16 protein-coding genes and 1 pseudogene are annotated in these 24130 nt (G+C 45.7%); 9 read left to right on the top strand and 8 right to left on the bottom strand.

The window, feature by feature from the left end:
* The first annotated feature begins 16 nt into the window (after positions 1-16).
* The 6 genes and pseudogenes from N39L_RS25965 to N39L_RS25940 all read left to right on the top strand — a co-directional run bounded on the left by N39L_RS25965 (position 17) and on the right by N39L_RS25940 (position 9763).
* Positions 17-268 (top strand): hypothetical protein, encoded by a 252-nt coding sequence (locus N39L_RS25965; protein ID WP_231852007.1) that lies wholly within the window; start codon positions 17-19, stop codon positions 266-268.
* 297 nt (positions 269-565) lie between these two features.
* Positions 566-1165 carry a GerMN domain-containing protein gene (locus N39L_RS25960; RefSeq protein ID WP_006617162.1) on the top strand — a complete coding sequence of 200 codons (600 nt, stop codon included), beginning with the start codon at positions 566-568 and terminating at the stop codon, positions 1163-1165.
* A 181-nt stretch (positions 1166-1346) separates the two neighbouring features.
* Positions 1347-1655 (top strand): annotated as a pseudogene (locus N39L_RS25955) (Bax inhibitor-1 family protein); the annotation flags it as partial.
* Between the two features lie 286 nt (positions 1656-1941).
* Entirely contained in the window at positions 1942-3213 is a 1272-nt protein-coding gene (gene iscB, locus N39L_RS25950; RefSeq protein ID WP_014276798.1) for an RNA-guided endonuclease IscB, read from the top strand.
* Positions 3214-3864: 651 nt separating this feature from the next.
* Positions 3865-9249, top strand: a complete 5385-nt coding sequence (locus N39L_RS25945; protein ID WP_014276797.1) for a DUF4347 domain-containing protein — start codon at positions 3865-3867, stop codon at positions 9247-9249.
* A gap of 94 nt (positions 9250-9343) precedes the next feature.
* A complete protein-coding gene (locus tag N39L_RS25940) occupies positions 9344-9763 on the top strand; it encodes a hypothetical protein (RefSeq protein WP_234933417.1) in 420 nt (139 codons plus the stop codon).
* Here the strand turns inward: N39L_RS25940 and N39L_RS25935 are convergent.
* Positions 9707-10369 (bottom strand): class I SAM-dependent methyltransferase, encoded by a 663-nt coding sequence (locus N39L_RS25935; protein WP_006619920.1) that lies wholly within the window; start codon positions 10367-10369, stop codon positions 9707-9709. The two genes, N39L_RS25940 and N39L_RS25935, sit on opposite strands and share 57 nt — an antisense overlap.
* A 67-nt stretch (positions 10370-10436) precedes the next feature.
* On the opposite strand from N39L_RS25935, the gene N39L_RS25930 reads away from it, so the two are divergent.
* Positions 10437-10970, top strand: a complete 534-nt coding sequence (locus N39L_RS25930; protein WP_231852006.1) for a sterol desaturase — start codon at positions 10437-10439, stop codon at positions 10968-10970.
* 392 nt (positions 10971-11362) lie between these two features.
* On the opposite strand, the gene N39L_RS25925 is transcribed toward N39L_RS25930, so the two are convergent.
* Positions 11363-13243 (bottom strand): alpha/beta hydrolase, encoded by a 1881-nt coding sequence (locus N39L_RS25925; protein WP_006619918.1) that lies wholly within the window; start codon positions 13241-13243, stop codon positions 11363-11365.
* A 461-nt stretch (positions 13244-13704) separates the two neighbouring features.
* Here N39L_RS25925 and N39L_RS25920 point away from each other — a divergent pair, with 461 nt between their 5' ends.
* Positions 13705-14589 carry a hypothetical protein gene (locus N39L_RS25920; protein ID WP_172973395.1) on the top strand — a complete coding sequence of 295 codons (885 nt, stop codon included), beginning with the start codon at positions 13705-13707 and terminating at the stop codon, positions 14587-14589.
* Positions 14590-14615: 26 nt separating this feature from the next.
* Here the strand turns inward: N39L_RS25920 and N39L_RS25915 are convergent, their stop codons facing one another.
* The 5 genes from N39L_RS25915 to N39L_RS25895 all read right to left on the bottom strand — a co-directional run bounded on the left by N39L_RS25915 (position 14616) and on the right by N39L_RS25895 (position 19891).
* Entirely contained in the window at positions 14616-15626 is a 1011-nt protein-coding gene (locus tag N39L_RS25915; RefSeq protein ID WP_014276796.1) for a patatin-like phospholipase family protein, read from the bottom strand.
* 30 nt (positions 15627-15656) lie between these two features.
* Positions 15657-16289, bottom strand: coding sequence for an HAD-IB family phosphatase (locus N39L_RS25910; protein WP_014276795.1), 633 nt, complete (start codon positions 16287-16289; stop codon positions 15657-15659).
* Entirely contained in the window at positions 16289-17494 is a 1206-nt protein-coding gene (locus N39L_RS25905) for an RRXRR domain-containing protein (protein WP_014276794.1), read from the bottom strand. The genes N39L_RS25910 and N39L_RS25905 overlap by 1 nt, the downstream gene beginning before the upstream one ends.
* Positions 17495-18157: 663 nt before the next feature.
* Positions 18158-18388: a hypothetical protein gene (locus N39L_RS25900; protein WP_014276793.1), complete on the bottom strand. Its 231-nt coding sequence runs from the start codon at positions 18386-18388 to the stop codon at positions 18158-18160.
* A gap of 411 nt (positions 18389-18799) precedes the next feature.
* Positions 18800-19891, bottom strand: a complete 1092-nt coding sequence (locus N39L_RS25895) for a metallophosphoesterase family protein (protein WP_006619914.1) — start codon at positions 19889-19891, stop codon at positions 18800-18802.
* A gap of 74 nt (positions 19892-19965) precedes the next feature.
* Here N39L_RS25895 and N39L_RS25890 point away from each other — a divergent pair, with 74 nt between their 5' ends.
* Positions 19966-21414 (top strand): slr1306 family protein, encoded by a 1449-nt coding sequence (locus N39L_RS25890; protein WP_006619913.1) that lies wholly within the window; start codon positions 19966-19968, stop codon positions 21412-21414.
* 147 nt (positions 21415-21561) lie between these two features.
* Here N39L_RS25890 and N39L_RS25885 read toward each other — a convergent pair whose 3' ends face one another.
* Positions 21562-24108: a glycogen/starch/alpha-glucan phosphorylase gene (locus tag N39L_RS25885; protein WP_014276792.1), complete on the bottom strand. Its 2547-nt coding sequence runs from the start codon at positions 24106-24108 to the stop codon at positions 21562-21564.
* Positions 24109-24130: the final 22 nt, after the last annotated feature.

Below are 24130 nucleotides of genomic sequence, written 5' to 3'. Positions count from 1 at the left end.
TTTTAAGGAGAAGATTATGACCTGCCCAATGGATCACCACGGCCGAGCCAAATGCCACATTACCGCCCATCCAGACCACCCCCAGCAGCAGTTTTGTTCTACCTGTGGACGTCGTTTTCATCATACCGAAAAATGGAATGATATTTTTTTCTTAGTTGTAGCCGTTTTAACATTGCTACTCATTACCATTAATCGGCTGCCACAACCATCGGAAAACACCAGGTCAATTTCCACCGTGGAAAATGCCGAATACATCATTCCCCGGTAATAATATCCTCCTCCGCTTCGGTTTGTTCGATTCCTTCAAGCCGTCGCTTGGCTTCAGTTTCCCATTGTTTGAATTTCTAGCCAATCTAACCCCGACTTTAGATCAAGATTAAAAAATGGGCAGCGATCGCCCCCCGGTTCATCACTGGTAGCTGGTGAAATCGATCGCTGGTAACCGTGGGTGTCCGGTGGGCTTGAGATCCTCAATCTCGCCGCCGATAAAATTAATTTGTCAGATAATTTGTCAGAACCCCCGATCGCCAGTTAAACTCAAAAATACAGTTGTGAATGGATAGTGATGAAAGATCCACAACCCGATCACCATCAAAATATTGCTATGATTGCTGGGGTAGCGCTATTCGTTGCCGCTATCGCCGCCGGTGTGACTTGGTGGCGGGCCGCTGTTGACACCGAACAACCGCCAGCGATCACCTCTCCTCAACCCCCAGAAACAACCGATGCGATCGAAAAAACCGTCAATATTTACTGGGTCGATGAAGCTGATAACCAAATTGTCTGGATTCCCAACTCCGTCACCCTCACCGTCAGTGCTTCCCAACCCCATACCGTCCTAGCTGCCGCCTTCGATCGCCTACTCTCAGGCCCCCAGGAAGCCAACCAATATAGCGAAATTCCCCCAGGTACTCAACTACTAAATTTGACCGCCACCCAAGACGGGGCGATCGCGATCGACCTATCCACCGAATTTACCACAGGCGGCGGTAGTGCCTCCATGATTGGCCGTTTAGGGCAAGTAGTTTACACCGCCACCAGCCTCGACCCCCTCGCACCAGTACGGATTTCCGTCAATGGCTTACCCTTAGAAGTCCTCGGCGGAGAAGGTTTAGAAATCCCTCAACCCATTACCCGACAACAGTTTGAACAGGATTTTAGGTAGGTTTCATAAGCCAGAAGCTCTGCTTCCCAACCCCTCTATAATCTCATGTAGCACTTGGTTTTCCTGGTAGTTTATATTACAATATTCTTAGTGTTGGGTGGCAATTCATCCCGTCGTCAATTGCCTGATGATGGGGGTATTCTTGCCTCACTAGATAAATCGGAAACTTTCAGGAGTTGCTATGGCAAATACCAGTAATTTTCGGCAAGCAATGGCTCAAGCCCAAGGTCAAGCCCTTGTAGGCCCTAACGTCATTGCCAATGCCCTCCCCTTTGTGGGAGGTGGTTTAGTTCTAACTGCTGTTGGTTCCTTCGGTGGCCTGAATGTCATCAGCACCAACCCGGGAATCTTCATGACCACCTTCTGGGTGGCCTTGATTGCTCAGTTAGCCCTATTTTTTATCGCTAGTAGGGTTCTTGCTAACGATAATAACCAGGTTGCCCTCCCCCTGTTAGCAACCTATAGCCTCATCACCGGATATACCCTCAGTCAGCACCCCGTACTGAAGTAACGGGGCTTCATGCCTCGGATTCCTCAGTTAGTTGACCAGTCTAAGCCTTAACTGGCTACGTTATTTAAGCCATGATACCTTGAGGTGCTTGCCAGCCTCTCGCTCTATCGTTAACTATTAAACATCTTTACAAGGGGTAAGGAAGTGTAGTTAGCCCAAAAAGCTTTTATAACATTGACGAGGCAAACTTTACCTGCTTTGCAGAGTTGGGGGCAACCATACCCCCACATTTTTAAGGTGACGAGCAATCAGAAGAGACGCAACAATGTCTAATCATGTTTTCGTTTTAGATACCAACCGTAGGCCCCTGACCCCCTGCCAGCCAGGGGTCGCACGGTCCCTACTCAAAGCCGGAAAAGCATCGGTATTTCGACGCTACCCATTCACCATTATTCTCAATAAGGAGGTTCATGGGAATCCTGAACCGATCGAACTCAAATTAGACCCAGGCTCTAAAGTCACTGGAATTGCCCTGAAGCAAGGGAATCGAATCATCTTTGCTGCCGAGTTGCAGCACCGAGGACAGCAGATAGTAGAAGCCTTGCGGTCTCGTCGGCAACTGCGACGTTCTCGACGAAACCGCAAGACCCAATATCGGCCGGCTCGGTTCTTGAATCGGACTCGTCCCCAGGGTTGGTTGGCTCCGAGCTTGCAGCATCGAGTCGATACCCTGATGACCTGGGTTAACCGATTCCGTAGACTTGCCCCAGTGGGCCGCATTGTTCAAGAGCTAGTACGGTTCGACCTACAATTGATGGAAAACCCTGAGATCTCAGGTGTTGAGTATCAGCAGGGAGCCTTACAAGGCTACGAAGTCCGGGAATACCTGTTGGAAAAGTGGGGCCGAACCTGTGCTTACTGTGGTGCTAAACATGTGCCCCTTGAAGTTGAGCATATTCAGCCCCGGTCTAAGGGGGGCTCTGACCGGGTGTCTAACCTGACGATCGCTTGCCACTCATGCAATCAAGCCAAAGGCAATGGGGACATTCGGGATTTTTTATCGGGCCAGCCTGATGTCCTGAGTCGTCTTCTGAGGCAGGCCAAATCACCCCTTAACGATGCGGCTGCCGTTAACTCAACCCGATGGGCCTTGTTCAACGCTCTCAAAGCCACAGGAGTCCCAGTAACTACAGGAACCGGCGGACAAACGAAGTTCAATCGACTTCGGCTTAACCTACCTAAAGCTCATTGGCTTGATGCTGCCTGTGTTGGAGACGTCGAATCACTCGATATTGTCACGTCAAAACCGTTGCTGATTCTAGCGAAGGGGCATGGAACTCGTCGGATGTGCGGGACGAATAAGTACGGATTCCCCACTCGTCACCGCTCCAGGAAGCAAATTCACAACGGTTTTCAGACTGGCGATATCGTCACGGCTACGGTCACGGCCGGGAAGAAAATTGGCTCCTATGTAGGACGGGTTCTCTGCCGTGCCTCTGGCAGTTTTGATATGACCACCGCCTCGGGACGGGTGACAGGCATCAACCACAAATACTGCCAACCTATTCACCGAAAGGATGGTTACGCCTATGCTTGAAAGATTCACGGGGACTAAAGTCCCCCGGTCCCGTTTCCTCCCCGGTCTAAAGACACGGGGCTTCCACGCTCCCCAGAGGTTTACGTGATGACCAGCCTATTCCCGCCGCTTTGTCCATGTACCTCACCTACATCAACCTGTTTATCTTTATTTTGCGCTTACTGATTGTTCTTAATCGCGATTAAGTCCCAGGTTGATAACCACCGTTAATCTAAGCGATTATAACTACTTGTGAAATACCAGCCGTAGCCACTATTACCAGGCTACGGTTTTTTTGCACTTCCTAGGGGTAAAAAATTGGTTACTCCTAATTAGCCCATGGCTTTGGTAGAGTTGATATAACCGTAAATTCCGTAATTTTGCTCCTACTCCCCCTCACAAAATACGTCAAAATTTCAGTAAAAATACTGAGGCGATTTACATCAAAATCTGCTATTTATAGAATAGGACTCAACAGGAAACATCTTAAAACTCAATTAAGGATTCCAATTAACGCTCTTTTAGGTTGGGCGGTGAGTCAATAGGATTGGTGCTTCCTCCTGGTGGCTGAAGGGGGGTACCAATTCTTTTACTTGATAAATTAACCAGTTAAACCTGAATTTACAACTCCAGGGTTGAATATACCAAATATACCCTCTTGGAGTCTCATAAATGTTTAAACGTCCAAGGTGTGCCCCTAGCGGTAAGCCTAAAACCCTCGTTTTTATCGATCGCAATGTAGAAACACCCGAACAACTCCTAGATGGGGTCAAAGACGGCCAAGGAATTATTCTCGATCGCCATCAAGATGGGATAGCACAGATTTCGGCTGTACTATCTGATTATAGCCGTCTGGGTGAAAAAATTGCCCAGGTTCATATTTTATCCCATGGCAGTCCAGGCTGTTTATATTTGGGGAATGGGGTTGTTAATAGCGATACCCTGAAAAGCGATCGCCTTCACAGTTGGCGCAAGGCTTTATCAGAAACAGCTACCTTATTCCTTTATGGTTGTCGGGTCGCCGCCGCCACCGGAACTAATTTTATCGAGCAGTTAGCAGAAATCACCGGCGCAACAGTCGCCGCCTCACAGGAAATCGTCGGTGCTGACTATTGGCATTTAGAATATTCTACCGCGACCGTTGAGTTAAATTTACCCTTTACCTCAAAAGCGATCGCTTCTTATCGGGGAACTTTCGGCACTATTACCGTCACCAATACCAACGATTTTGGGCTTGGTTCTTTACGGGAGGCGATCGCCAATGCCAGTGATGGGGATGTTATCACATTCGATAGCAGTTTGTCAAGTCAAACCATTAACCTTAGCCAACAATTAGTCATTGACAAAAGCATCACTGTTGACGGAGAATCTGCGTCAGGATTAACCCTGAGTGGCGGCGGAAATACTAGGGTTATTGAAATCCAAATAAGTCCTGATTTTATCCCTCCATCAGTCACCTTAAAACATCTAATTATTGCCGACGGTTTAGCCACAGGAGAAGGAGAAGATGGCGCTGGCGGAGGTATTCGCATGGCGAGTCGGACATCTTTAACCTTAGAAAATAGCCAAGTTAACAATAATCGTGCCCAGTTTGCGGGGGGGATTTTCACCGGATTTAGAAGTAATACAACCATCATTAATAGCCAATTTGATGGTAATGATGGCACCGCTGGAGGAAGTGAACGGGGAGGGGGTGCGATCGCCACCAAAAGCGCCGGAACTCTGACAGTAATTGACAGCACATTTACCAACAATAAAGGCATCAATGGCGGCGCAATTAATCACCTGTTAGGGGACTTAACTATTGAGGGTTCAACTTTTCTCAATAATGACTCCACCCCTGGAGATTTAGGGGGTGATCCATCTGGTTTTGGCGGCGCAATTTTTACCGATGGTGCTAATGCTTCAGGCGAGAATTTTGGACCCGGACCAGTGGGGGGAGAAATTCGGATTAGCAATAGTTTAATTGAGGGAAATACAGGTGCGGGACAGGGTGGCGGACTGTTCTTATATGCTTATCCTCCTGACCGTGTTATCATCGAAAATAGCCAAATTATTAATAATGAGGTTGTCGAAAGTATTCGCGGACAGGCGTTAGGTGGCGGACTGCGACATGGTAATGCAGAGTTAACTATTAACAACACAACCTTTGCTAATAATCGTTCCCAAAGTCAAGGTGGTGGGTTGTGGATTGGAGAAACATCTCCAGTGACAATTACCAATACTACTATTTCCGAAAATCGCGCCGAATCAGCCGATGGAAGTGATGGCTTGGGGGGTGGAATTACCTTCGCCAATGGTACTAATCCCACCAATATTATCAATACTACTATTGCGAATAATTACGCAGGTGGTCAAGGCGGTGGCTTTTGGGGTGGTGGGGATAACGTAACTTTAACTAACACAATTTCCGCCTATAATGTAGCCAATAATCGCGGCAATGATTGGAATATAAACCATCACACAGGAACTACATATAATGATGGCGGTGGTAACATTCAATCAAATGAATTGAACCCTAACGATACTTTAATTACCAGTAACGTTACATTAACCGATCCACTGCTGGGAGATTTACAGGAAATTAATGGGGTATTAATTCATCCCCTTTTACCTGGAAGTCCAGCGATTGATGGCGGAATTGTTGTTAATACAGTTACCACAGACCAGCGGGGAGAAAGTCGTCCGGTGGATGGAGATAATAGTGGTACAGCAGAGTTTGATGTGGGTGCTTATGAGATGATTCCGACCATCAATGAACCCAGTTTAATTGTTACTAATAATAATGATGGGGGTGAGGGTTCATTAAGGGATGCGATCGCCAACGCGCAATCAGGAGATACCATTACATTTGCATCTGAACTCACGGGGGGAAATACTATTACCCTGACGGGAGGACAGTTAGAAATTCCGGTGGGTAAAAACCTGATTATTGACGGGAATAATAATCCTAATCTGACCATCAGTGGGAATAACAGTTCCCGAGTATTTTATGTTAATTCAACCTCAGCAAATCCCACCAGTTTAACCATTCAAAATCTGACGATCGCCAACGGATATACTCCCGAAAGGGGTGGGGGTATTGCGACCACACACCAAGGAATTTTAACAGTCGAAAATGTCACTTTTAACGACAATGTGGCTGACCAGGGTGGCGGCGCAATTTTTAGCGCCTTTGAGGGAAGATTGACGGTTAATCAAAGTTATTTTAATCGGAATAAAGCGGTCGCGGGGAATGACGAAAGAGGTGCGGGTGCGATCGCCTTTCGGGGACCCGATGAAATTACCGTCACCCATAGCGAATTTGTCGAAAATGAAGGCATTAATGGCGCGGCGATTAACAGCTTAAATGGTCGGTTAACGGTTGAAAATTCCCGGTTTATTAATAATACGACTACCGCCGCCTTTTACGACACCGGAAATGATAACCCTTCTTTACGGGGATATGGTGGCGCAATTTACACCGATCGCGCCAGTACATCTAGTAATGATACATCAGGAACTATTACCATTAGGAATAGTTTGTTTGAAGGAAATAGCGGACGAGGTGAAGGTGGTGCGGCTTATCTGTACACGGGAACCCAAGATAATGTCATCGTTGAAGCGAGCGTTTTTAAGGATAATCAAATTCTCCCCCTCCCCGGTGGAAATGGCGGAAATGGTGGTGCGATCGTTCAGATGAACAATGGCTTAAATCAAGGATTTGAAGTCATAAATACGGCTTTTTTTAACAACACCGCCGCTAATCAGGGGGGTGGAATTTGGATGATGAATGCGCCGACTGTCATCACTAATAACACCTTTTCGGGAAACCGCGCCGAATCTTTGACGACCTCTGGAAATGGTGGTGCGATCGCTTTATATGGTCCTACTGAGATCATCAATACTACCATTGCGGAAAACTACGCGGGATGGGTGGGTGGAGCGATCGCCGCCTCTGCTGACCAAACGGTTACGGTCCGAAATACGATTTTCTACAATAATACTGCTGATAACGGTACGAATAATTGGGGAATTCAACAACACACTAACCGCGAATTAGTTGATGGTGGTGGTAACATTCAATGGCTGGAAAAACTCACGAACCTTGCTAATGATTATAACGCCACGGCTACGATTACTATCGCCGATCCTCTATTGGGTCCCCTACAACATCAAAACGAAACCTATTTCTATCCGTTATTAGAAGGAAGTCCGGCGATCGATGGTGGTGTCAATGCGGAAATATCCACCGACCAACGCGGCGAACCTCGTCCTATTGATGGTGATGGAAATGGAACCCTTGAATTTGATATTGGCGCTTATGAATTTTCAACTGTAGCTGAACCGGAACCGGAACCGGAACCGGAGGTTGAACCGGAACCGGAAGTTGAACCGACTCCTGAAGTTGAACCGGAACCGGAAGTTGAACCGACTCCTGAAGTTGAACCGGAACCGGAAGTTGAACCGACTCCTGAACCGGAGGTTGAACCGACTCCTGAAGTCGAACCGGAACCGGAAGTTGAACCGACTCCTGAACCGGAGGTTGAACCTGAACCGGAAGTCGAACCGGAACCGGAAGTTGAACCGACTCCTGAACCGGAAGTCGAACCGGAACCGGAAGTCGAACCGGAACCGGAGGTTGAACCGGAACCGGAGGTTGAACCGACTCCTGAAGTTGAACCGGAACCGGAAGTTGAACCGACTCCTGAAGTTGAACCGGAACCGGAAGTTGAACCGACTCCTGAACCGGAGGTTGAACCGACTCCTGAAGTCGAACCGGAACCGGAAGTTGAACCGACTCCTGAACCGGAGGTTGAACCTGAACCGGAAGTCGAACCGGAACCGGAAGTTGAACCGACTCCTGAACCGGAAGTCGAACCGGAACCGGAAGTTGAACCGACTCCTGAACCGGAAGTCGAACCTGAACCGCAACCGCAACCGCAACCGCAACCGCAACCGCAACCGCAACCGCAACCGCAAGCGGAAGGGACTCCTATTGGTGCGGGTGTTGGTGTAGAGCAGGGAACCCCAGAAAGCAACCCTGAAACAGAGTCCGAATTAACTCCAGTGGTGACACCAATACTAATACAACCATTAGAAATCATTGGGAGTATTAATATCCCATTGGTAACTATTCCCAGTTTGAATATTGATTCAAGCCGCTTAATTAATGTGACTCAGGAGACCTTAGAAGGAACCGAAGCGGATGAATTAAAAATTGGTACATCCATAGCCGAATCCATATATGGACGAGGTGGAAATGACACGATTTTTGGTATGGGAGGAAACGATAATTTAGAAGGAGGATTTGGGAATAATCTGTTGTTAGGAGGTGAAGGTAATGACTTCATCTTAGGAGGACCGGGAAATGATACTTTATATGGCGGTCAAGATGATGATTTACTGTTGGGAGGAGAAGGGAATGATGTAATTTGGGGAGACATCGGAAATGATACTATTGACGGCGGCGAGGGTGATGATTTAATCTTCGGCGGCGAGGGTGATGATTTAATCCTGGGAGGACTGGGAAATGATATCATTTATGGCGGTCAAGGAAATGATACTATTGACGGCGGCGAGGGTGATGATTTAATCTTCGGAAATCAAGGTGATGATTACCTACAAGGAAATCAAGGTAATGATACGATTTATGGCGGTCAAGACAATGATACGCTGTTGGGTATTGCGGGTAATAATCTACTGTTTGGAAATCTCGGAAATGATTTGCTAGTAGGTGGTTTTGCATCTGATACTCTCTATGGCGGTCAGGGAAATGATACGTTAATTGGAGGGGATGGAAATGATTTTCTCAGTGGTGATAAAGGTGATGATGTTCTGATTGGGGGCGCGGGTCGTGATACTTTTGCGATCGCTTACGGACAAGATACGATCGCTGATTTTGAAGTGGGTATTGACCAAATCTGGATTACCGCAGATCTAGATCCTCGACAATTAGCGATCGCTCAAATTGACACCGGATCTCAAATCATCATCGCCGACACCGGAGAGGTTTTAGCTTTCTTAAATGGAGTTGAAGCCACTACCATAGATATAGAAGATTTTACCTTCTTCTAATTCGATCAACCCATCTATCTTCAAAATCATATATTTGCCACACTGAACCGATTTCGGTAAAGTAAACCAAAGGTGAATATTTGTCAATATGAAATTGAAGATTCTACTCATAACTCTGCTGGTGGTTTTCTGCGCTTGGGTGATACCAGCCCAAGCCGCAGAACCCCTTAAAACCTATTCCCTCAACATCCTATCAGAGATGTCCAGACAGAGCATTAAACTCGATCCCCCTGTTACCCAGATGACTGTCAGGATACTAAAGCCTGGAGATGTCGCTATTCCCTGTGGTGATGGTCAACACACCTATACCTGCACTTCTGGGAAACTTCTCTGGATTCAATCGGACCAGGATCAGCCTATCCGACAATTTTGGGGTCAGAATACCGCCGAAAAGCCTGTATATCTGACCCTAGAGGTTTTCCAGCAACTACAGCCAGAAGAAGTCGAAGATGATTCCTCAGATTTGACGATGTGCGATCACTGCATAAAACGGGTCGCCGCCACCGAGTCCTAACATTTGCAAGACCGGGGGGATAGATGACTGATGAATAATTACTTCAGGGACACTGAAGCCGGGTAATTCCCCACTACGGACTGAGTTAAAGTAGCTTTCTACCAGTTTGACTCGCTGGGCTTCTGTTGCGTCTCGCCAGGCGGCGATCGCTTTTTGAAAAAACATCCGGTTAGAGAAACTCACAATCACCACTCCCCCCGGCTTCAAGACACGATGAATTTCACTAAATACGGCTTCAGGATACTGTAAATACTGTACTGATACACAGATTAACACCGCATCAAATTCGCGATCGCCTAACGGTAATTTTGGGTCCTTATTCAAATCCTGAATAAAATAATGGTTCAGTTGTCGGTTGCGCGCCAACTCCTCCTCATTCATCCCGTGTCCCTCTACATGGGAGAATTTCCGATCATCCGGGAGATGAGACACCCAACTACTCATCAAGTCCAACACTCTGCTATTGACGGAAAGGCGATCGCTATATAACCCCCTTAACCTATCAATAAACCCCTCATCAACATGGGTCACAAATCGCGGATACTCATAAAATAATCTATCCTCAGTTTCGTCCAGTTTACTCCGTTGCTTCCCTGGTAACAACATCCCTACATTTCTCCTATCCTAGATGATTCCCAAGTTTAACCTAACTATTAATTAAATTTAATCTCTATTGGTTACACTGGCCGCAAATGCCGAGGGTAAAGCCATGACCGTCATCAAGATTATCCTAATAGCTGTGGTATTACTATTGACCGGGGATTTCATCTCAACCTTTTTCTATCATGTCCCTGAACATATTTTCGGGAAATATCATGGCGCTGTTCATCATAGCCATAATCGCAGTTTTATCCGATATGCGATCGCTACTAAAAATCCCCTCGTTTTAATTACTGGATTCTTCGCCGCCTTTCCCTATCTCGTCTTTTTACCTGTCTTTTGGTCGCTTTCTCCAACCGGTACTATCCTGGGTTTAGTCCTCGCACAGTCTCATGTCGAATTTCGTCATCTTTCCCCCACTAAATGGACTACACCCAACACCATCATCTACATCTGTAAACTTCTCTGTATCACCACCCCAGAAATACATTGGCAACATCATCGCAACTCCCGAATTGCCTACGGTGATATCTTCACATTCTACGATAAACCTGCTCAATTGTGGTTTCAATTTTTGCTACAATTTAAGCAGCCCATCAATAATTAGTTCCATAATCCCTGGGTTCGGATTCTTTGATTCATTCCTTCCTATGCACAAAATGTCGTTTTTGTCAATAGGTATAAAAAAAGGAGCCGCTTTCCTTACCAAAACTCGTGCATCGCCAGCTTAATCTTTTTCTCAGAGAATATTTTTAATCGCCACAGAATCAGGGTTGTAGCCTTTATTTTTGCATATAGACAGAGTAACCCCTTGGAAGCCATTTCTCTGAGAATACCACAACCCCTATAATCTCGTCAAGTTTTGGCGAGCAATTTGCCATAAAATCGTATTAATTCTTAACAATCTTTGGAAAATTAAATCTATCTGGCTGGATAAATTAGTAAAACCTATTAAATGGCTGCATCAGCCTATTGTTGATAGGCTAACAGATACCTCAGTCATAAATTGGGCTTAGAAAAAGGTTGACTGGGACGAAAACGAATAGGAGTATTTTCAATGAGTTTGTAAATAGCCGCCAAAGTATCTGAGCGAGAGAGTTCGTCGCGGGTAATCAGAAATTGCATAATCTCAAAACTGGGAGTATCAACCCAGTAGTAGGCGCTGTGAACATCAATTTTTTGAGCCAAGTATAAAATCGCATTTCCTAAATCTATCGGTAACGCCGTCCCCGCATTTAACCCCCATTTAACCCCATTAACCTTGGACATTTCCGAACAGTCAAAATAGTTAAACTTTTCAAACAAATCATAAGCCGAGGTAGGTTCAACCGCCGCCTGAGAAGTTACCATAACCCGAATAAATGGTCTATATTCTTCTCGTCCCTCCTGTGTTTTAACTGTTTTGAGGTAAACATTTCCCAGGCGCAAGCCAGACATAGCCACACTGGGTTCACTAAACCAATTACCCAAAATAGACAGGTAACGGAGAACCAGATCACGATCGCTAGAAAATAAATAAATTTCCCGACAGCGGAGAATAGCCGATCGCACATAGTTATTGCGTCCTTCCCGCAAAAACTCCAAGGGGATATCTGGAGCAGATAAAATCAAGCGGTCAAGGCGCAAGTGTTCCCCCATATCGTTGCCTTGTTGAACTAAGCGATCCTCTTTCCCAAAGCGATCGGATAGAATTCGCAGAACATTAACCACCAGGAGGCAGCCCATGCTGTGACCCATCAAGTTCACCTTCAGGCTAGGCAGGGGGGATAATGGGGGTTGTTCCCCCGGTAAAAAAGGCATAGAAGCATAAGGATTATCTCCCAGCACCTTATCAAGTCGCCAGAAGAACTCTGCTAGGTCTGGTGCACCGTAGTGAATAGTGCGATAGCGATCGCGCTGATAGACGACAATCCGCAGCAACTGGAATAGGAATAGCCACAGAAGAAACACGCTGAAAGCCACCCACAGCCATTGGCTGATTGAGCCAGCCAGAGTATCCCAGGTTATCCATTGCCAGAGAGAATCAACAACCGGCTGAATTCCCCATATTAGCAACAGAGGGGCTATCAATAGGGCTAGGAGCAAATATAGCACAGAGCCGCCCCCAAAAGCCACCAGAGCCACACCTACCAGAAACTTTAAAGAAATCCCCCAATAGCGGAAAGGGTCAGTCCATAGACCGGCACTCAAAATCGGTCTTTCTCCCGGCCAGTGATAGCCGATATAGGCACTTTTTTCTTCCAAAGTCCCCACCTGATTAATGGGTCCTTTGAGGGAAATAGACTCCGCCTCATTCACAAAAGCCGGATAGAACTTTTCTGGGGGGGTGGCATAGCCGTGGGTACGGAGGGTAATGCGATTAAAATTCGCCAAGCGCATCATGGGACCAAGTTCAGCGATATTGAACAGGGGACGAAAGCGATCGCTTGGGGGTAATTGGCGGTCAATATTTAGGGAACTCGGAGCGGTACTGACCACTAAAAAAATATTTCTGTGGTAGCGATCGACATAAACTTCAAAATTGCGACTGATCGCCTGAGTAAATTCTCGATTATGCCAACTATTGAGAGTGCGGATCACATAATCCTCATTTACCTGAGCCTCAAAGCCTGGGTATTCCAGGAGATTAAAAGACGATCGCAACACCGAGGCGATCTCTGCTTCCGAGCTGTAAGCGCCATAGGCGGGCAGTCCCTCCACAGTCTTGAGTTTAGTCTTGGGGGGATATGGGTAAGCAAGCTGGACAATGCGAGCTTTCGTCCAAGCGTCTGAAAACGGAGCCGTATTCCGAACAATGGATTCTAACCATCGGCGATCGTTTTCCAAGGTATCGCGATGCCAATAGAAGGGCAAGGTTTTGTAGCTGCGCTCAGTTCCCATATTGATTATCTATGAGTTATTGGGAGTTATATTATCAAACCGCAATTTAGTATTTTTGCCAATATCCCGCCGTCACTAACCCCCGGGTCTGTTTCTTCCCTAAGACATAAATTTTCTCGGTTCCCAAAAGCTAATGCGATCGGCTAGAAGCCTTAAATAATAGGAAAATTTCCACACTTAACATCAGGGATCAAGGAAACTTAGCCTTTCAATAACTCAAAACAGGTGATATATTATGAAGGCTTTTTGAGTCTGTTGTGGTGTTCAGAGCCTATCCTAAGCCTATTTCCCTTAGATGATAACCACCATCATAGCCACTCAATTCACTATAAACGGGGATAAAAACCATGTAAAACAATTTAAAATTTGATTGTGCATCTTGTCAATATTGAAGGCTCCATAGATTATGAAAATACTCAAGTTGTCAGCTTCATAAATTTAGGAATTTTTGATTTTTAGTTATGGCAAAAAATCGTGCTGCTTTCAAGCATAAACTTCCATCAGGTAAATACATCAACACCCACCGTCATCATCAGCTTAATCGTCATCACAATAGGAGGATTAATTATCGAATAAATTATTACCCCACCTTGACAGGTTTAACTTGGTTTATGGTAGGTTTTTTAGGATTTTTCGCTATCTACTCAGCCAAGGTTAAGATTGAAAAAAACGTGGTTTCTTTGGTTAATTCACAGTCTAATCAAACTCAAGAAAAGCACAAAGCAACTAAGTTTCAGCAAATTAGTCACCGTTGGCTACTTGGTCATTCCTCTGGCGCTTATATTCCCCTGAATAGCCTATTTGCAAATCTCAATAGTCCCGGCGCTTTATCAATTTGTGCCGCCGAGGGAAACTGCGAGACCAATGGAAGACGGACTTCCCTAATTGCTGGTCATTTCGACCCCGCTACTGGCATCTTAAATAAGGGTTTTTGCAGTAACCACGGACGGGGTGGAACCCTACAGGAGGCTAACCAATGGTGTCTGCAACACCTCAGATCACAGTCCTTTGTCATTGAAAAGAAATTTAGGGAACTCGGCATTAATCCTAACTCCCACTTAGAAGGATTTATCAATGCCATAGATTTATGGAATCAGAGTCCCTATTTCGGCGACAAATTTCCCAAATTATACGCCTCTGAACTACGCAGCAGAAAAAGGGGGACGGACGCTATCCTCTCAGCCAGAGTCAAATCATTTAAAATCAATGGCAGTTATGAGCAGACAACTTTAGCCCATCCTCCCATTTGTCCATATTCCATAGATGCTAAGTCCTGCGTCAGACATGATCAGTCAAGACGCATGAATGCTATCTCTGGAGTTATGGAACATTTAGGGTTAAAATGAAGGCACTACTAGCCGTCCCGCAATTATTACCTTAGCAATAAATCAACAATTGCATCCAATTCCTTGCTATAGTCCTCGGCTAATTGCTGACCGACACGGCGAATAGCGTGCAGATTTTCGTCAGATGACTTATCTATGGGTAACATATTTTTATCCGTCAGGGTTGTATTTATTCTCAGATACTGTTCAGGACTCCTAGTAGCATCATAAATTTGCTTCATTTGATAATCTACGGTTTCAGCCACCCCCGTCATAATAATATCGAACAGGGGAATTAACCATTGAAACTGGCCCCAATTTCTAGCCTGTTCATAAGGATATCCTTTTTTCACGTCCCCAGTTCCCAAAGACAAAATTACCATATCTTTAGCCGTGGGATTATCTGGGAGTTTACTACGAGCTTCCGCATAAGCACACAAGGCTGGATTATTGGCGAACACTCCCCCATCAACACAGGTATACATTTCATCACCTAAAGACCTAATTGCAGCTACCTCGAAAAAAGTCGGAGCGGCTGAGGTGGCGCGAATTACATCTCTTACATAATAGTCTTTTCTAGGAGTTACTACCGCATCATGTTGAGTAAAAAAGTGGGTTTTTCGCCGATAAATTTCATAGGAGCAAATTAAGGAGGGTTTTAATAACTCGCTTAACTTTAAGTCCCCAAAAAAGTTTTGCATCGTTAACTCTAATTTTTCATGGGAGTATTTTTCGTTTAACAGTCCCCAAAAGTTTTTGAGAGCGTGGCTACAAGGTTGGTAAAAGATATTACGACTATTTTGGTAAAAAAAGTTCCTAGCTTCTTCCGCAGAGTATCGGGGTTTCCGGGGGTCTTGGAGGTCGGGAGATAAGTAAAGACAAGTCAGAATTCCCCCAGCACTTGTCCCAGCAAATAAATCAAAATACTCCACCAGTCTAGCTTGAGGATTGCCAGTTTTTTCCTGAATTTTATGCTCGACACTTACCAAAATTTCGGCGGGGATTAATCCCCGTAAGCCACCACCATCAATAGAGAGAACCCTGGTAAACTCTGCCATTTGTCACACTCCTGTTAATTATGGGATTGATTAAACCTTCCAGATTTCTCTGAGACGATCGCGAATATCTAAGAAATCTCCCCAAGGTATATAAGGCTTTTCCTGCTTATCTAAATACCCAGATAAGCGATCGCGCGCAAATACCACCGGAGCTGCGATCGCCATATTTAAGTCCGTTACCGAATCCCCGATCGCAATTTTCGGGTCTCCCTCATATAACTCCATTACCCGCACTTTTGCCACTAATTCTGTCCCCTCTTCAAACTCTGAATGTACCCGCAAATTTGGTCCGTCCGTCGCCACATCCACCGCATAAATCCCCGCCACCCGATTAACTAATTCTCCTAATACTGTTTCTACCATAATCCGAATCCCCCCTGATACCACCACAAACGGCACCTTCTCACTATCGAGAAAGTCCATTAATTCCAACAGTCCAGGACGCATTTCTTTAGTCCGTGAAAACTCCATAATCTCTTCATAAGCCTTCGAGGGTATTGATTCTAGCATCCTTCGCACCCCCGAACGTAAGCTGATCTCATGGGTATATAGTTTTGGGATAGTCTCCTCCGCCGCCTCTGGCGCGAATTGCTTTAGCATCGCCACAAAGGTCTCTTCCGCTGTAATTGTCCCATCAAAGTCACAGAAAACAACTGGTTTCATCAAAAATTCTCCGAGAAACCCCCATCCTCGCGTAGCAGGTGGGGGAGGGATAGGAGCGGTGGTTGAGTGGGGTTCAATGCCCCCGAAACCACCAAGTTTGTACTACGCGCAATCAAAGAGACCTTAGAAGCGGTGAATTGACCCAACCGCTTCCAGTTTAGGTCGCTGACAGAAACCTGTCTGTGAGTGTCACCACTCACCCAGCCGACGATAACCCGACCTGCCATTTCAGCACGCACAATGTCGCCCTTCCTGACCCCATGCCGTGTGGTGGTACCGCCATATTTACGACGCACCCCACCTTTGGCCGGAACCATCAAGTGCAGTTGTCTACGAGAAATGGGAGGTCTGCGAATCACTTTAAAGATGGATGGTGTTAACTGAACCAAACCCTTCCAGGTATGACCGTGAGTGTTGGCAGTGTGAAACGGTTCATATTTGACCAACTCAGAACACGCCAGAGTCAGTCCATCCACGGCATGAGTTTCAGGAGTTTGATCCGACTTGTCTTTTGACTTGACTAACCTTAACGCAGTCCTGAGATTAGCCGTTTCATACCCAAATTGAGTCTTAACCTCGGCTAGTTTTGACAACCAGCCCAGCATCACTTTTTGCCCCACCATTACAGGCGAGAAGGACTTGGACCCTTTTGCCTTTACATACTCATAGACGATATTACTGACAGGGAATAGGCGGCATAGTTCAGTCACCACCCTCAATTCAAGTTGTCGGTTGGCTCGAATACTGGGAGGTAATTTGTTTTGTCTGCGGTTGTTAAAGCGCTTCTGCCGATGGGCACGCTGGGAATAGGCCCAATTGCGGTTAATCCGTCTCCCACGCCTTCCACGCCGCATCATGCGACGTTGTTTCATTCGGTCTTTGACGGCTGGGAATGGGAGAACCAAGTGAGCCAGAAATAGGGTTGCCTTGGGTGATTGCACCCCAACACTGCTATACAGTTTCCCCGGGTCAACTCCAACCGCAATCGGTTGAGTCTCTTCCCCAGACGGTTGCTGAGTTAGTTGAACGTAGAACACGCCCAGGTCTGACCATTTTCCCACGGCTACCCCATCTCGAATCCAACGTCTTGCTCGACTGGGCTTGGTTGGCATTAATGGTTTCCCACTGGGGGATAAAACCGGAACTCGTAGCATGGTGATAAACCTCTTGCGAGTTTGAGTCTCTTCGCCCACCGAATCAAACATGGCTTGGCTTTCCCAACGCCCCTAACCAGGAGGCTTGCAGATAATCCGATCTAGAGAAGCAATCGGAAGTGCGTGGCATGATTCGGCTCAATGGGCTATTCAAGGTTTCAGCAGGGCCCGTTCCCCACTCTCCCACCTCGCATTAGCAGGTGGGAGTTCTTGAACAATTATCCCTTACCTATCAAACTTGCATCCTGACACTATGCACATTTTGGCTGTTTTGTCAACTCCCCCCCTCTAGAGTTCAAAAAAATATTCGTGGATCGCCAGCAAATTTCACTCAGGCGATCGCCCTCTACTTCCCCCTATTCAATACGGCAATATAGCTGTTTGAGGTTATTTCTCGGTAGCCACAGATACCCAATAACTGCTTATACCCACACGAAGATGAACTATAACCTATAGACTCTACTCTATCATCCTTTTTGAGGGCTGTCAAGTGGCGTATTTTCGTGGTTTTTTTGGGCGAAAATGATAATCATTTTCATCCAAAATTTTTTGACTGTTTTTTTATTTGTATCAAACATATCGCCAATAATAACTAATACTTATATAAAACCCCCTTGGGGTAGCTTATGGTCAAAGCCGCCATTTTCCGATCACGATAGCATCAAGTCAAATGCTATCCTTTGAGAGGCGATCGCAATTAAACCCGATAGTTGTTCAATCCATAGAAGATACCGATGTAGCTTTTAATATCAATAACTGACGACGAATTTTCTGGGTGTAAGCATCAAACTCATCAAGTTCTGAGGGAGTAATTATAATCCCTTTTTGAGACAACCTGTGCAGTCTATCCTCGCGTATATAGCCGGACAATTTGAAGTCAGGGTGCTTTCCGGCAGCGAACCCAGAAGATACTGGTAAGTGATGTGTATGAGCTTTGGTGGTCATAGTCGAGGGCCTTCGAGTTAATCATCAACACAGTAAGCAGTAAGTCTTTAGGCTTATTCCCAAATCTATTCTTCTTTTATACAAACAAGCCATCATATTTGAGTAGGGTATCTCACCATCTACTGACCCATGCAGGCCAGTCAACAGCAACTCAAATTCCAATTTATTTAACAATCAAGCGTAAATCTATAGCGCGCCGAAGTTGGTGTCGTAACCAGCCACTGGTAAAGATAGGCAGGAAAATCCATAATTGACAATTGTTCATGAAATCTATCCCCTTTCCTGCTACCCGCTACCTTCTCACCTATAACCTCTTCCTCATTTTGTCATGAATACACGATCGCCCATTGCTATAGATTGAGACTCCCTTGTAGTCGGTCAGTATAGAATACCCACATCCCCATATTCTGATTACATTTGCGATAACCGCAAAATTGTCCGATTATCTATCGCCTCACTGGCACCGAACCCCTCAAAATACTGTCGGACTAGGGGGGGAAACTCAGGAAAATCAAACCTCGCATCACCCCCAGCGATATCCGCCCAAAAATAGCGCAGACTGGGGGCTAACTCCTCAGCTTCTAATTGGGAAAGACCTAGGGGAGGTCCCATTAATAACCGCATCATAAACGGAAAGGAGCGATCGCCCATCCATTCCCTAGAAATACTTGGTAAGTCAGGAAAACCCGGCACGGAGACAATGCGGTGCGACTCAATTTCTAGCCTCTGTTGACCCTGATCATCCCTAGAAAAATTCAGGATACGGTAGGGGTGAGGATAACTAACCAAAGAACCCGTAGTGATATCATAAACTCCCCGCCATTTAGCAATATCCTGTACATGGAGATGACCTGTAAAAACTAACTGAACTCCCCCCCTCTCCAGCACCTCTAACAATTGAGGAGCATTCGACAACATATAACGCCGACCTAGGGGATTAGTAGACTGTCCGGGTAGGTGTTCAATGATATTGTGGTGAATCATCACTAACACCAATTCATCAGTGGATTTAGCCAAAACATCTCTCAGCCAGTCTAGCTGCTTTTCATCCACATATCCGATTTGATTTCCCTGTTCATCAAACCCATTGGAATTGAGACCAATTAACCGCACACCCGACCTTAATTCGCAGGTGTAGTACAGACAACTCCTGTCTTGATAACCGCAGTGGGGATAGTATTCGGGAAACTCCGATAAACCAATTAGGGACCCTTCCCCTACCGCTAAAGGTACATCATGGTTTCCAGGAACTACATAAGCTGGATAGGGTAGGTTTTTTAGGCGATCGCTTAACCAAGCGTGATTATCCCGTTCCCCGTGTTGGGTGAGATCTCCAGGTAGCAGCAGAAAGTCTATATCCAGCCTTTCGAGATGTTCAAAGACCTGTTCTAGGGCTGCAATGCTAACTTCCACTAAATGAAAGCGTTTCGGATGATCCCAAATGGTGTCAGGAAGGGCAATATGTAAGTCGCTGGCGATCGCAAATCGAAAGTTTAGAACCATAATCTAATACTCTATCATGCAGATCTCTCAGTTTTGATCTAAACTAGAAGCAGGGTTATGGCAAATGAACGGATATGGTTGTAAACTTGCGTCGTCCCATCTTAGTTGGTGGCATTGGGTTATCTGTAGTTCTCTGGCTGTGGGATACAGTCGGCGACTCGGCAGTGGAATTCGGAGAAACAGCAGTTTTTGGGGCGATCGCTTTAGGCGGTGGTCTCTGGTGGCTACAGCGAAAATTTCCTCAGTCTGACCAGAGCAGCAAAAATTCCCCCCCTATTAATCGGGAAATTACCGAAGCTGCTATTCAGGAAACCGAAACCTTAATTGATAACTTAGCTACCAAGGCGGAAACTATCCTTTCGGGAAATGACCTCTCACCGACTATCGCTGATTGGCGATCGCAGGTTGCTGACTTACACACAGCTATTGATAGACAAGATTTATACCTGGCTATTACCGGAAAACCACAGGTTGGGAAAACTTCCTTAAAAACCGTTTTAGAAACTACTACCTGGACTCAGAAACAGTTAACTATTACCGAAGTTGACCCCGACTCCTCAGACAATTTGGGAACTTCTGATTTAGTCATGTTTTTAGTAGATGGTGATTTGACTGAACCTGAATATAAAACCCTTAGTGATTTGTGCGATCGCCAACCCACCCTCTTGGTCTGGAATAAACAAGATCAATGTCCTTTAGAGCATCAGGTAGTCGTTTTAGAAAAACTGCGCCAAACTATGGCTAATCAATTGGCGGCGAGTGATGTCATTGGTATTTCCGCTTCTCCTAGTGCCATTAAAGTCCGCCAATATCAGGATGAAAATTCCGTCCAAGAAAGGATGGAAACACCATTACCCCAAATCGAAATACTTACCGAAAATCTCGATCGCCTTTTTATCCATCAAGGCGAGGCTTTGGTTTTCGCCACCACTTACCGACAAGCGATCGCACTTCAGCAAACCGTCAAAACCCATTTAAACACAATTCGCCGCCAGCAAGCCCTCCCCACCATAGAACAATATCAGTGGATCGCTGCGGCTGCCGCTTTTGCTAACCCAGTCCCCGCCTTAGACCTTCTCGCCACCGCTGCCATTACCTCTCAGTTAGTGCTAGACTTAGGGAAAGTCTATGATTGCCAATTTTCCCTCGAACAAGCACAGCAACTCGCTAAAACTCTCGGTTCCCAAATGGTAAAATTAGGCTTGGTCGAGTTATCCACCAAAACCTTAACAACCCTCCTCAAAACTAACACCGTCACCTATGTGGCTGGGGGAGTTATTCAAGGTGTCACGGCGGCTTATCTAACTCGCATTGCTGGCTTGAGTTTAATTGAGTATTTCCAAACCTGCGAAACCGGAAACAACTTTTCCTTAAATATCGAGTCCTTCTCAAATACCCTCAAGTCCGTATTCCAAAATAACCAGCAGTTGTCAACATTACAGAGTTTTGTCCGACAGGCTACTAGCCATATTCTCCCAGCCAGGGAAGTTTCCCCAACTCCCCCTTTACCTGCGAAGTCCTAACAGGGGCGGCGGGTCGATTAAACCAAGTCCCAAAAGGGAAGTTAAGTCTACCCGCCAAAAACCGCCTACATATCGAAGCAATCAGGAGAGCGGAAGGTTAATCAAAACTTCCCTTCCAACCCACCCCCATTGTATCATGATTAACCCTCAACTGTCAACTCTTAACGCCGTCTGTGGTTGGACATAATCAGCGAGTTGAATAGAAACTGGCGAAGAATGCCAGATCTGATCGCAGTATTCTCGGATAGCGCGGTCAGAAGAGAATTTACCACAACGCGCCGTATTGACAATGGACATTTTCAACCAACGATCGCGATCGCACCAAGCCTGAGAAATGGTATCCTGACAGTCAATATAGGACTGGTAGTCAGCAAATAGCATATACTGGTCTTGGTGTAGCAGGGAATCAATCAGAGGCTGAAATAGGGTGCTGTCTTCATCAGCAAAATGACCCGACCCGATTAGATCGATAATCTCCTTGAGTTGAGAATTACCATAGTAATAATCCCAGGGATTATAACCCTCAGCCTTGCGCTGGTAAACCTCATCAGCACTCAAGCCAAACCGAAAGAAATTCTCTTCACCAACCTCTTGGCAGATCTCAATATTAGCACCATCCCAAGTCCCTATGGTCAAAGCGCCATTAAGGGAGAACTTCATGTTACCAGTACCAGAGACTTCCTTGCCAGCAGTAGAAATCTGTTCAGACACATCAGCCGCCGGATAGAGCATTTGGCTATTAGCAATATTATAGTCTGGAAGAAACACAACTTTCAGGCGATCGCCCACATCTGGATCATGGTTAATCACCTCAGCCACCGAGTGAATCAACTTAATCATTAATTTTGCCATAAAATACCCCGGAGCAGCCTTCCCGGCGAAAATAAACGTGCGAGGGGCAATATTTACAGTCGGGTCTTGCTTAATCCGATGATAAAGAGTAACAATGTGCAGGATATTCAAATGCTGGCGTTTGTATTCATGAATAGGTTTCACCTGAACATCAAACAGAGACTCTGGGTTAACCGTCACCCCCAAACGCTGTTGAATATGACCAGCCAGGGAACGTTTTAGATCTAGTTTAACCTGTCCCCAACGATAGCGAAAATCCCCGTCATGTGCGAAGCCTTCTAACTGGCGCAAATCATCTAAATGGGTAATCCAATGTTCCCCAATTTTTTCAGAAATCAACTTAGTCAGACCCGGGTTATTTTGCACCAACCAACGTCGTGGCGTTACCCCATTAGTTTTATTGCTGAACTTGTGGGGGAACAATTCATAAAAATCTCCCAGAATATCTTTAGTCAACAATTCCGTATGTAATTCGGTGACACCATTAATCGAATGACTCCCCAAACAAGCCAGGTTAGCCATTCTTACATAACGTTCTCCCGTTTCATCAATTAATGAAAGTCTGGCAATTTTATGACCATCACGACCATTACTATTACGGACTTCTTCTAAAAAGCGGCGGTTAATTTCATAGATAATTTCTAGGTGGCGAGGAAGCAGACGACCCCACCAACTTACCGGCCACTTTTCTAAAGTCTCTGGTAGTAAAGTATGGTTGGTGTAAGAGAAAGTTTTTTGAGTAATTTCCCAAGCATCATGCCACTCGATATCATGTTCATCCATTAACAACCGCATCAATTCTACTATAGCAATAGCCGGGTAAGTATCATTGAGTTGAATGGCAAATTTTTCCGGGAAGTTTTCCAGGTTTCCACCGGATTTTAGATGCCAGCGGATCATATCTTGTAAAGCACAGGACACCAAGAAAAATTGCTGTTCTAAACGCAGTTGTTTACCCGGTATGGGTTCATCATTAGGATAGAGAACTTTGGTGATATTTTCAGATAATACTTTTTGGTCAACTGCGCCGTAATAGTCTCCGAGATTAAATGCTTGGAAATTGAAAGACTCTGGCGCTTCGGCTTTCCACAGGCGCAAGGTATTTACAGTATTGACTTTGTAGCCACTAATAGGAGTGTCGTAGGGGATACCTTTAACTACTTGGTGAGGAACCCAAGTGGCGTGATAGTTGCCTTCTTCGTCCGTGTAGCCTTCCGTATAGCCACCAAATTTGACCTCCACTGCCGCCTCTGGGCGGACTATTTCCCAGGGGTTGCCTTTTTGTAGCCATTTATCAGTAATTTCTACCTGCCAACCATCCTGTATTTCCTGTTTAAACACCCCAAATTCATAGCGGATACCATAACCTATAGCTGGAATTTCCAGGGTAGATAGGGAGTCCATATAGCAGGCGGAAACACCACCATTACTCCCATTTCCTAGTCCGGGTTCTGATTCTTGTGCCACCAGTTGGGAAAAGTCTAAACCCGACTCTTCTACGGCTTGTCGCACTTGGTCATAAATTCCCAGATTAATTAGATGATTCACTAAGTGGGGACTTACTAGAAATTCTCCCGATAGGTAACAGACTACTCTGGTGTTATCTGATGGCTGAGTGAAGGTGCGAACTGTATTTAACCATTTGGTTAAAAGGCGATCGCGCACTGTATAAGCCAGGGCTAAATATAAGTCATTTAAGGTGGCAATTTCTGGGTATTTTCCTTGGATATAAAACAGGTTATCTGCTAAGGCACGCCGCAGGGTTTCAATACTTAATCCGGTGCGATCGTCTTCCCCTGTCACCTGTGAATCATTGAGGTTTTCTGATGAGGTTTCTGTCATGGCTTTTCACCCATTAAAGTAA

Source organism: Limnospira platensis NIES-39 (assembly GCF_026000695.1).
Lineage (GTDB): Bacteria > Cyanobacteriota > Cyanobacteriia > Cyanobacteriales > Microcoleaceae > Limnospira > Limnospira platensis.
The sequence above is the reverse complement of the archived record's forward strand: the minus strand, read 5'-3'. Positions and strand labels throughout refer to the sequence as shown.